The sequence below is a fragment of the Pseudomonas onubensis genome (genome assembly GCF_965653655.1).
In the GTDB taxonomy this organism is placed as follows: Bacteria; Pseudomonadota; Gammaproteobacteria; order Pseudomonadales; family Pseudomonadaceae; genus Aquipseudomonas.
On the sequence record NZ_CBFHAZ010000160.1, the window covers coordinates 1 to 9,369 of the forward strand.

At 60.0% G+C, this 9,369-nt stretch carries 12 protein-coding genes; 6 read left to right on the plus strand and 6 right to left on the minus strand.

Features of this window, described 5'->3' with window-relative positions:
- Positions 1 to 70 precede the first annotated feature (70 nt).
- On the minus strand, positions 71 to 961 hold the full coding sequence (locus ACTD9P_RS28530; protein WP_438870272.1) for a LysR family transcriptional regulator: 891 nt from the start codon (positions 959 to 961) through the stop codon (positions 71 to 73).
- 111 nt (positions 962 to 1,072) lie between these two features.
- Here ACTD9P_RS28530 and ACTD9P_RS28535 point away from each other — a divergent pair, with 111 nt between their 5' ends.
- The 3 genes from ACTD9P_RS28535 to ACTD9P_RS28545 are packed head-to-tail and all read left to right on the plus strand — an operon-like array spanning position 1,073 to position 4,006.
- Positions 1,073 to 2,365: a CitMHS family transporter gene (locus ACTD9P_RS28535; RefSeq protein WP_138814543.1), complete on the plus strand. Its 1,293-nt coding sequence runs from the start codon at positions 1,073 to 1,075 to the stop codon at positions 2,363 to 2,365.
- Position 2,366: 1 nt separating this feature from the next.
- On the plus strand, positions 2,367 to 3,689 hold the full coding sequence (locus ACTD9P_RS28540; protein WP_438870273.1) for an acyclic terpene utilization AtuA family protein: 1,323 nt from the start codon (positions 2,367 to 2,369) through the stop codon (positions 3,687 to 3,689).
- Entirely contained in the window at positions 3,686 to 4,006 is a 321-nt protein-coding gene (locus ACTD9P_RS28545) for an AtuA-related protein (protein ID WP_438870274.1), read from the plus strand. Before ACTD9P_RS28540 ends, ACTD9P_RS28545 begins: the two co-directional genes overlap by 4 nt.
- Positions 4,007 to 4,114: 108 nt before the next feature.
- On the opposite strand, the gene ACTD9P_RS28550 is transcribed toward ACTD9P_RS28545, so the two are convergent.
- Positions 4,115 to 4,486, minus strand: coding sequence for a glutathione S-transferase N-terminal domain-containing protein (locus ACTD9P_RS28550; RefSeq protein WP_438870275.1), 372 nt, complete (start codon positions 4,484 to 4,486; stop codon positions 4,115 to 4,117).
- A gap of 102 nt (positions 4,487 to 4,588) precedes the next feature.
- Positions 4,589 to 5,134, minus strand: a complete 546-nt coding sequence (gene folE / locus ACTD9P_RS28555) for a GTP cyclohydrolase I FolE (protein ID WP_003175229.1) — start codon at positions 5,132 to 5,134, stop codon at positions 4,589 to 4,591.
- A gap of 176 nt (positions 5,135 to 5,310) precedes the next feature.
- Between folE and ACTD9P_RS28560 the strand changes: the two genes are divergently transcribed.
- Positions 5,311 to 6,042, plus strand: a complete 732-nt coding sequence (locus tag ACTD9P_RS28560; RefSeq protein WP_438870276.1) for a zeta toxin family protein — start codon at positions 5,311 to 5,313, stop codon at positions 6,040 to 6,042.
- On the plus strand, positions 6,039 to 6,227 hold the full coding sequence (locus ACTD9P_RS28565; RefSeq protein ID WP_438870277.1) for a hypothetical protein: 189 nt from the start codon (positions 6,039 to 6,041) through the stop codon (positions 6,225 to 6,227). Before ACTD9P_RS28560 ends, ACTD9P_RS28565 begins: the two co-directional genes overlap by 4 nt.
- A gap of 46 nt (positions 6,228 to 6,273) precedes the next feature.
- Here ACTD9P_RS28565 and ACTD9P_RS28570 read toward each other — a convergent pair whose 3' ends face one another.
- The 3 genes from ACTD9P_RS28570 to ACTD9P_RS28580 form a co-directional block, all read right to left on the minus strand.
- Positions 6,274 to 6,831, minus strand: a complete 558-nt coding sequence (locus tag ACTD9P_RS28570) for a Smr/MutS family protein (protein WP_017137833.1) — start codon at positions 6,829 to 6,831, stop codon at positions 6,274 to 6,276.
- A 75-nt stretch (positions 6,832 to 6,906) separates the two neighbouring features.
- A complete protein-coding gene (locus ACTD9P_RS28575) occupies positions 6,907 to 7,227 on the minus strand; it encodes a hypothetical protein (RefSeq protein ID WP_438870278.1) in 321 nt (106 codons plus the stop codon).
- 136 nt (positions 7,228 to 7,363) lie between these two features.
- A complete protein-coding gene (locus ACTD9P_RS28580) occupies positions 7,364 to 7,954 on the minus strand; it encodes a cysteine hydrolase family protein (RefSeq protein ID WP_438870279.1) in 591 nt (196 codons plus the stop codon).
- A gap of 240 nt (positions 7,955 to 8,194) precedes the next feature.
- Between ACTD9P_RS28580 and prmB the strand changes: the two genes are divergently transcribed.
- Positions 8,195 to 9,103 (plus strand): 50S ribosomal protein L3 N(5)-glutamine methyltransferase, encoded by a 909-nt coding sequence (gene prmB, locus ACTD9P_RS28585; RefSeq protein ID WP_058420625.1) that lies wholly within the window; start codon positions 8,195 to 8,197, stop codon positions 9,101 to 9,103.
- Positions 9,104 to 9,369 lie beyond the last annotated feature (266 nt).

Consider the following 9,369-nt stretch of genomic DNA (forward strand, 5'->3'; position numbering starts at 1 on the left):
CGGTATGTCAGTCGCTGATGATTCGACTGATCCACCGCTTTCGCGAGCAAGCCCGCTCCCACATTTAGCTTTATGTTTTGCCAGAGAGTTCATCATTTAATAATTCAAAACAGCGCTGGGCCGATGGGCTGAGGCCCATCCCGCTGCGACTGATCAAGCCGATCTCGCGGTTCACGCCGGGATGGTCAATGTTGATTCGCTTCAACCCCGCCAAACTGTCCGCCGCCGACTCCGGCAGCACACTGATGCCCAACCCCTGGCGCACCAACGCCAGCACCGTCGACATGTAGTTGGCTTCCATGCCGGCATTCATCGTCAGCCGCGTCTGATCAAACAACGCGTCCACCTGCTCGCGCACACTGCTGTCGCGCCCGGTGAGGATGATCGGCTGGTCCGCCAATTGCTCCAGGGTCAGTTGGCGATGATGGGCGAGGGGATGCTCCAGCGGCACAAACGCACACAATCGATCATTGAGTACCGGCAAAAATTCCAGGCCGTGGCTCAGTCGCGCACGCACGCCGATGCCGAAATCCACCACGCCTTCACGCACCTGCGCATGAATGCGATGGGCTACCAGGTCATGCAAACGTATTTCGATGCCGGCAAAGCGCTCGCGAAACAGGCGCAAGGCCGGCGGCAGGGCGCCGGCGCACACCGAGGGCAGCGCGGCGATGCTGACCACGCCCCGGCGCAGGGCGGCGAGGTCGCGGGAGCCGGTGACGATGTTGTCCAGGTCCAGCAGCAGTTTTTCCATCGGGCCGCGTGCGTCTTCGCCTGCGGCGGTAATGCTCACATGGCGCGGGCTGCGGTCGAGCAGGGCAACCCCGAGCCAGTCTTCGAGTTGTTGCACCTGTACCGTCAGCGCGGAGGGCGACAAGTGCAACTCGTTGGCGGCCTTGGTGAAACTGCCGGTACGGGCTACGGCAAGAAAGGCTTGTATGTGTTGGATGCTGTTCTTCATTTTGTTTTTCCGAACGTGCCAGGCCGAATATTCCAATTTACAAAGACTAACGTGATTCCAATACTCCGGGTAAAACAATAACCGGCCGCAAAGGCCGCTCTGGAGTAACCCATGCTCGCAACCCTGGGTGTCATTACCATCCTGTGCCTGCTCGCTGCCGTCATGAGCAAACGCCTGTCGCCGCTGGTGGCGCTGATCGCCTTGCCGATCATTGCTGCACTGCTCGGCGGTTTCGGCCTGCAAACCAGCGCCTTCATCATTACCGGAATCAAGAACGTCGCCCCGGTGGTGGGCATGTTTGTGTTCGCGATTCTGTTTTTCGGGATCATGACCGACGCCGGTATGCTCGACCCCATCATTGATCGCATCCTGCGCACGGTCGGCACGCGTCCTACACGAATTGTGGTCGGCACCGCGACGTTGGCGCTGCTGGTGCACCTGGACGGTTCCGGCGCGGTGACGTTTCTGGTAACGGTGCCGGCGATGCTGCCGCTGTATACGCGGCTGGGCATCGACAAACGCATCCTCGCGTGTGTCTGCGCCATGGCCGCCGGGGTCAATTTCCTGCCGTGGACCGGCCCGGTGCTGCGCTCGTCGGCGGCCTTGCATGTGCCGGTGGCGGACCTGTTCCAGCCGCTGATCCCGGTGCAGATCGTCGGCCTGGTCTTCGTGTTTGCCTGTGCCTGGTGGCTGGGCCGTCGTGAAGAAAAACGCCTGGGCCTGGGCGCCGGTTCCTCGGTGGATGCGGTACCGCAACGGGTGCTCAGCGACGACGACATCAAGCTGCGGCGCCCACGGCTGTTCTGGGTCAACCTGTTGCTGACCGTGCTGGTCATGGTGGTGATGATTGCCGGCTGGGTCGACCCGGTGGTGATGTTCATGCTCGGCACCGTGGTGGCGCTGTGCATCAACTACCCGAATGTGGACGCCCAACGCGCGCGCATCGATGCCCACGCCAAAACCGCCCTGACCATGGCCAGTATCCTGCTCGCCGCCGGCGTGTTCACCGGCATCATGCAAGGCACCGGCATGCTCAAGGCGATTGCCGAGGTGGCGGTGGCGCAGATTCCCGCCGGCCACGGCAAGTTGATCCCGGCGGTGGTGGGCTTTATTTCCATGCCGTTGAGCATGCTGTTCGACCCTGATTCCTACTATTTCGGCGTGATGCCGGTGATCGCCGAGGTCGGCAAAGCCCTGGGCGTCGACCCGCTGCAAGTGGCCCAGGCCTCATTGCTGGGTGTGCACACCACCGGTTTCCCGGTCAGCCCGCTGACGCCTGCGACCTTCCTGCTGGTGGGCCTGTGCAAGATCGAACTGGCCGATCACCAGCGCTTCACCATTCCGTTTCTGTTTGCCGCGTCAGTGTTGATGACCCTGACCGCCTTGCTCCTGGGAGTGATTTGAGATGAAAACCTTGCGCATCGGCTCCGGCGCCGGCTACTCCGGCGACCGTATCGAGCCTGCCGTGGAACTGGCCGAACAGGGCGACCTGGATTACCTGGTGTTCGAGTGCCTGGCCGAACGCACCATTGCCCTGGCGCAACAGGCGCGTATCAGCGATCCACAAGGGGGTTACGATCCGCTGCTGAGTGAACGCATGCGCCGGGTGTTGCCATTTGTTGGCGTAAAAGGCGGCCGTCGCCTGCGGGTCATTACCAATATGGGCGCGGCCAACCCGGTGGCAGCCGCCGTAGAAGTGCGGCGGGTTGCCAGTGAGTTGGGCCTGAACCTCAAGGTCGTGGCTGTGGTGGGTGATGACGTATTGAAAGGTTTGCAGCCCGAGTTGTTGTTGGATAACGGCCAGACTGTGGGTTCATTGGGGGCGCGGCTGATATCCGCGAACGCCTACCTGGGCGTCGACGGCATCCTTGAAGCCTTGCGCGCCGATGCCGACGTGGTGATCACCGGGCGCGTGGCCGACCCGTCGCTGTTTTTGGCGCCGCAGATGTTTGAGTTCGGCTGGGCTGCGCACGACTGGCAGCGCCTGGGGCGCGGCACGTTGGTCGGGCATTTGCTGGAATGCGCGGGGCAGGTCAGCGGCGGCTATTTTGCCGATCCCGGCTTCAAGGATGTGGATGACCTGGCACGTCTGGGTTTCCCGTTGGCCGAAATCGATGCCGAGGGCGAAGCTGTAATCACCAAGGTCGCAGGCACGGGCGGCCGGGTCAGCCGTGCAACGTGCACCGAGCAGTTGATCTACGAAGTACACGACCCTGCGGCTTACTTGACGCCGGACGTGACGGCAGACTTTTCCCAAGTGAGTTTTGTGGAGGAGGGCGTTGATCGCGTCCGCGCTCAAGGTGCTGACGGGCGCGCTCGGCCTGAACGGTTGAAAGTTAGCGTGGGTTACCTGGACGGATGGATTGGCGAAGGGCAGATGTCCTACGGCGGCCCGGGTGCTGTCGCACGGGCTGAGTTGGCGCGGGATATCGTACTCAAGCGCCTGGAACTGATGGGTGTGAAGATGCAAGACATACGCGCCGAGCTAATCGGCATGGATTCATTGCACGGCCCCCGCAGTAACGTCGAACCCTGGGAGGTGCGCCTGCGCGTGGCCGCCCGGTGTGAAGATCGCAGTGAGGCGGTGCGGGTCGGCAACGAAGTGGAAACCCTCTACACCAATGGCCCGTCGGGTGGCGGCGGCGCGAGTAAAAGCGTGCGCCAGGTGGTGGCGGTAGCCTCCTTGCTGCTGCCGCGCAGCGCGGTCAACCCGAGGATCGAAGCATGAAACTGCACACACTGGCCCATTCCCGTACCGGCGATAAGGGCGACACCTCGAACATCTCGATCATTGCCTACCGTGCCGAGGACTATCCGCTGCTGTGTGAACAGCTCACGCCCGAGCGCGTCGCCGGGTTTTTCGCCGGCTTGCGGGAGCCGGATGCAGCGCCAGTGCGGCGTTATGAATTGCCCAACGTGCAGGCGCTGAATTTCGTGCTGCCGGGGATCCTGCGCGGCGGCGTCACTCGCTCGCTGGCGCTGGACGCCCATGGCAAGTGCCTGGGCTCGGCCTTATTGGATCTGGACTTGGTAATACATAACTAATGTGGAAGCGGGCTTGCTCGCGAAGGCGTAGGGTCAGTCGATAGATTAATTGACTGATCCACCGCTTTCGCGAGCAAGCCCGCTCCCACATTGGATCTCCTGCAGCCGTTAGATCGCGGCAAACCGCTTGTCCAGATACTCAATGATCACCTTGGAGTCATACATCCAGGTGCTCTGGCCATTCTCCTCAATACGCAGGCACGGCACTTTGATCTTGCCGCCTTGCTCCAGCAGAGTCTGGCGGTCCTGCTCGTTGTTTTTCGCGTCCTTGAGCGCCACCGGTACATTCAGGCGGTGCAGGGTGCGGCGAGTCTTCACGCAAAACGGGCAGGCGTGGAACTGATACAGCGTCAGCTCCTTGGCCGCCGCGTTGACCTGTGCCTGTTGCTCGGCAGAACGCTGCTTTTTGCGTGGGCGGGTCAGGAAGTCGCCCGCGATGATGATGTGGCCGAGACCCACTCGAAGTGCTTTGACGAACATGGCTGAAAACCTCTTGCCCATGAAGAAGGGGCCGCAGCTTACCTGAATTTCGCGGGCGAAAAAAAACCGGCGATGAACGCCGGCTTTTTCCTACACAGCCTGTTACTTGATCAGGCTGAGGAATTCGCTGCGGGTGGCCGCGTTTTCGCGGAACTCACCCAGCATCACCGACGTGATCATCGACGAATTCTGTTTCTCCACACCGCGCATCATCATGCACATGTGCTTGGCTTCGATCACCACTGCCACGCCCAGGGCGCCGGTCACTTGCAACACGGCATCGGCGATCTGGCGGCTGAGGTTTTCCTGGATCTGCAGGCGACGTGCATACATGTCGACAATCCGCGCGACCTTGGACAGGCCCAGCACTTTGCCGCTCGGGATATACGCCACATGCGCCTTGCCGATAAACGGCAGCAGGTGGTGTTCGCACAGCGAGTACAACTCGATGTCCTTGACCAGCACCATTTCGCTGTTGTCGGAGCTGAACAAGGCACCGTTGGTGACCTCTTCCAGTGTCTGTTCATAGCCGCGGCAAAGGTACTGCATCGCCTTGGCGGCACGCTTTGGCGTGTCGAGCAGGCCCTCGCGGGAAACGTCCTCGCCGAGCTGGCCGAGGATCGCGGTATAGTTTTGTTCCAATGTCACAGGACTGTTTCCGTATGGGTTTCAGAACGGTACGGTGTATGCCTGTACCAATGTGAAGCGTTGCCCTGCCCGCAGGAGCGGCGGGTGATGTGGCGCACATAGTAGCGTAGGTAGGCCGACAGTTGTATTCCCAGGCGATAGCGATGTTAGAGTCGGCCTCCGTTGAGGAGGACGTAATGACCCCGCTGGAGCGAAGCATTTCTGAGCGCGCACTGATCTTTGCCAAGGCAAATCGAACCAGGATTGCACGTGAGCTGGCGTGCCTGGCTAATTACCCGGGCGAAAATTATCCGGTCTCGGTATTCATGGCGGGTTCTCCCGGCGCGGGCAAGACAGAAGTCTCAAAATCATTTATTCGTTTGATGGAGGAGGGGGGATCCCGTGCGTTACGTATCGACCCTGATGATTTCAGGGAATACTTTCCTGAGTATACGGGACGAAACTCCAGCCTTTTTCAGCGTGCCGTAACCGCTATGGTAGAGCGGACTGTCGACTTGGTTTATCAGCAGCGCCAGTCCTTCTTGTTGGATGGAACACTGGCGAATTTTGCCGTGGCTCGAAAAAACATCCAGCGAGCCCTTGATAAGGAAAACAGGTCTGTACAAGTTATCTACGTTTACCAGAAGCCTGAACTGGCTTGGGAGTTCGTGTTGGCACGTGAAGCCGTTGAGGGTCGAAATATTCCGTGCAAAGAGTTCATTCGCCAATTTTATGCATCAAAAGCGACGGTATGCCGCTTGAAACGTGAATTTCTCGGGGCGTTGCAAGTCGATGTTCTTATCAAGGACACCGACGCAGGAGAGTCGCAGGTTGGTATCGACCTATCGGCTGATGAAATTGACGAACTCGTCAGGCAGCCCTACCATCCTGATCAGCTTGAGCAAATTTTGATCGGAGTAGCCTTATGAAAGGCGAAGTTAAGGAAGTCATAGAGAAGTATTCATCGACGACCATGTCAGATTTCTTTCGAAGTGGTTCCGTGGAAGAACGACGTGCGGTGTATCGATGCGCTGCCGACACCGCGATTACGTTGCAGAAGGCAATGATCTCGCAAGCGAGAGAGAAAAAAGCGAAAGAGCATTTCGACGACTGAAGCGATGATGCCCGATAGCCCAGCTTGTTTGCTGGGCTTTTTTTGCTTACTCGTCACGCCCTTCCATCATGGTGCGCTTGAGCATCACATACACCGCACCGGCGCCGCCGTGGCGGGCCTGGCAAGAGGTAAAGCCGAGTACCTGGGCATGCTGGCGCAGCCAGGTGTTGACGTGGCTCTTGATCATGGGGCGCTTGCCGTCCAGGCGCACGGCCTTGCCGTGGGTGACGCGCACGCAGCGGATTTCGAACTTGGTCGCTTCGGCGAGGAAGGCCCAGAGGGTTTCGCGGGCTTTTTCCACGTTCATGCCGTGCAGGTCGAGGCTGCCTTCGAACGGAATCTGGCCGATCTTGAGCTTGCGCATCTGGCTTTCCTGCACGCCGTCGCGGGCCCACATCAGCTCATCTTCCGGGCCTACGTCGATCACGAACTGGTCCGACAGGCCGTCCACGGTGGTGGCGTCGGTGCGCACGGTCGCGGCCTGGCGCAGCTTGGCGATCTGCGCCCGGTCGGCCTTGGGTTTGCCGGTGTCGGCACGATCGTGCTTGATCGGCTTGACGCCGCGCAGCTCGTTTTTGAACAGGGAAAAATCGTCGTCTTGCATGTCAGCCTCCGCGAAGGGCGGGCAGTTTACCTAAATCGCGGCGGCCAGGGCGCAGGAAACGCTATCCAAGCGCCATCAGTCGTGCTTTTTCATCAAGTGCGAAGCGATGTTCAGTGACAGCGGCTGACGCATTTTCCGACGGCTGCGACGCCACAACCACACGCCGAACCACAGCACCAGCAGCCCGATTACCAACAGGATAGCCGAGCCACCGGGGCTGGCATTCAACTCGCCAAGGGCCGGCGAATGACCAAACAGGCCGGCGCCACCAGCGCCGGCCAACAGCAAACCTACAATGGCCAGCAACGCGGCAAAGCCGGCTACCAGGCGCAGACGCCAATTGCTCGGGCCCTTGGGGCGCAAGCGACGAGCGTCAAAACCATCGGATATCTTCATTCCGACCTTTCCTCCAGGGTATCGGCCCTTCGACCGGAAGATACACAGGTTGTTCCGGCAGCAGCGGTAAATGCGCCAAATGAGAGGGCTTTGCGGATGAGCGGGGCAATAAATACGCCGCTCATCTCGAGGACGATCAGATCAGATCTTTGGTCAAGGCGAGGGTGGCGAAGTTGTCGGCCATGATGGCCATTTCAGTTTGCTGTACGTGCTCGGCGCTCAGGATGCCACCTTTGTAAGGCAGGTCACGGGTGGCGCAGGCGTCTTCCACCAGGGTGCAGCGAAAGCCCAGATTCTTGGCGGCACGCACGGTGGTGCTGACGCTGGAGTGGCTCATGAAACCGCAGACGATCAAGTCCAGGGAGCCGAGGTCTTGCAGGTGTTTTTCAAGGCCGGTGCCGTGGAATGCGCTGGGCAGCAGTTTGCCGATGATGGTTTCATCGCCCTGGGGTTCCAGGCCGGGAATGAACTCGCCGCGTTCGCCCTGCGGGTCGAACAGGCCACCGACGGTGCCCAGGTGACGCACATGCACAATCGGGCGCCCGGCGTTGCGTGCCGCCGCGACCAACTGCTTGATGTTGTCGACCGCCGTGTCCATGCCGGACAGGGCGAGTGGGCCACTGAGGTATTCCTTCTGGGCGTCGATGATCACGAGGGTCGCATGGTTCAGGTTGGCTGCTGCGTAACCGCGACCGCTGAGTTGAAACATCGTCTTTGGAACGGACATTCTGGGGCTCCTGTGAGGGGGGCTTTTGTCACATTGTCCACTGGCTGAGCGGTTCTGTGAATCGCTACCATCGTAAGGTACGCCGTTGTTGACGTGCAGCCATGTCAAGAGGTGGACTTGTTTGGCGCAATGATGGCAATTTGGATGAATTCCGACGGATGGCGAGCGGTTTTTCGTACATCGTCGGTACAGGTGAAGGCTGTTAGAATCGCCAGTCGTTTTTTCCAGGAGCTTGCCCCCGTGATTACCTCCCGCCTGCGCACGTTGCGCGACCACATCCGTTGGGCTGTCAGCCGTTTCCATGGGGAAGACCTGTTTTTCGGGCATGGCACCGACAACGCCTGGGACGAAGCCCGGCAATTGGTGCTCGGCGCCTTGCACCTGCCTTGGGAAATTGCCGACAGTTACCTGGACTGCAACCTCGAAGAAGAGGAAGTCGCCCATGTGCAGCGCTTGCTGCACAAACGCATTCATGAGCGCGTACCGACCGCCTACCTGTTGAAGGAAGCCTGGTTCTGCGGCATGTCGTTTATCGTCGACGAGCGCGTGTTGATCCCGCGTTCACCGATTGGCGAACTGATCGAAAACCGCTTCGAGCCGTGGCTGGCCCAGCCGCCGGCGCGCATCCTCGACCTGTGCACCGGCTCCGGTTGCATCGGCATCGCCTGTGCCTACGAGTTCCAGGACGCTGAAGTGGTACTGGGCGACCTGTCCTTCGAAGCCTTGGAAGTGGCCAACCAGAACATTGAGCGTCATGGTGTCGATGAGCGCGTCTACACCGTGCAGGGTGACGGCTTCGACGGTCTGCCGGGCCAGCGTTTTGACTTGATCGTCTCTAATCCGCCGTACGTAGATGCCGAAGATTTCGCCGACATGCCGGACGAATACCAGCACGAGCCGGAATTGGGTCTGGCCTGCGGCGACGATGGTTTAAACCTGGTGCGGCGCATGCTGGCCGAGGCCGCCGACCACCTGACCGAGAAGGGCTTGCTGATTGTTGAGGTCGGTAACAGCCAGGTACACGTCGAAGCGCTGTACCCGGAAGTCGACTTTGCCTGGCTGGACTTCCAGCGCGGTGGGCACGGTGTGTTCATGTTGACGGCTGAGCAGTGCCGGGCGCATCAGGCGGTGTTTGCGGCGCGGGTTTAAGCCGAACACACGGTAGGAACGCGGTCAGTGTGGGAGCTGGCTTGCCTGCGTTCGGCTATCGTGGTTAACGGGGCGCCTCAGATCAAAAGCAGATCAAGATCAAGATCTACAGCACGGCGGCCTGAAAGCCGACCTGAGTGGTTGAAGCAAGAGCCAGGTCAAGTGCGAAGCAAAAGCCTTTCTATCTGATGCAACACAGTCTAAATGTGGGAGCGGGCTTGCTCGCGAATGCGGTGGGTCAGTCAATTTATCTGTAACTGCCCCAC

Bases quoted from the DNA above. Each gene is read 5' to 3' on its own strand.
- ACTD9P_RS28550 (WP_438870275.1), bottom strand. From the start codon at position 4,486: ATGTTCGTCAAAGCACTTCGAGTGGGTCTCGGCCACATCATCATCGCG.
- ACTD9P_RS28530 (WP_438870272.1), bottom strand. From the start codon at position 961: ATGAAGAACAGCATCCAACACATACAAGCCTTTCTTGCCGTAGCCCGT.
- ACTD9P_RS28540 (WP_438870273.1), top strand. From the start codon at position 2,367: ATGAAAACCTTGCGCATCGGCTCCGGCGCCGGCTACTCCGGCGACCGT.
- ACTD9P_RS28535 (WP_138814543.1), top strand. From the start codon at position 1,073: ATGCTCGCAACCCTGGGTGTCATTACCATCCTGTGCCTGCTCGCTGCC.
- ACTD9P_RS28575 (WP_438870278.1), bottom strand. From the start codon at position 7,227: ATGAAGATATCCGATGGTTTTGACGCTCGTCGCTTGCGCCCCAAGGGC.
- ACTD9P_RS28560 (WP_438870276.1), top strand. From the start codon at position 5,311: ATGACCCCGCTGGAGCGAAGCATTTCTGAGCGCGCACTGATCTTTGCC.
- ACTD9P_RS28565 (WP_438870277.1), top strand. From the start codon at position 6,039: ATGAAAGGCGAAGTTAAGGAAGTCATAGAGAAGTATTCATCGACGACC.
- ACTD9P_RS28570 (WP_017137833.1), bottom strand. From the start codon at position 6,831: ATGCAAGACGACGATTTTTCCCTGTTCAAAAACGAGCTGCGCGGCGTC.
- ACTD9P_RS28580 (WP_438870279.1), bottom strand. From the start codon at position 7,954: ATGTCCGTTCCAAAGACGATGTTTCAACTCAGCGGTCGCGGTTACGCA.
- ACTD9P_RS28545 (WP_438870274.1), top strand. From the start codon at position 3,686: ATGAAACTGCACACACTGGCCCATTCCCGTACCGGCGATAAGGGCGAC.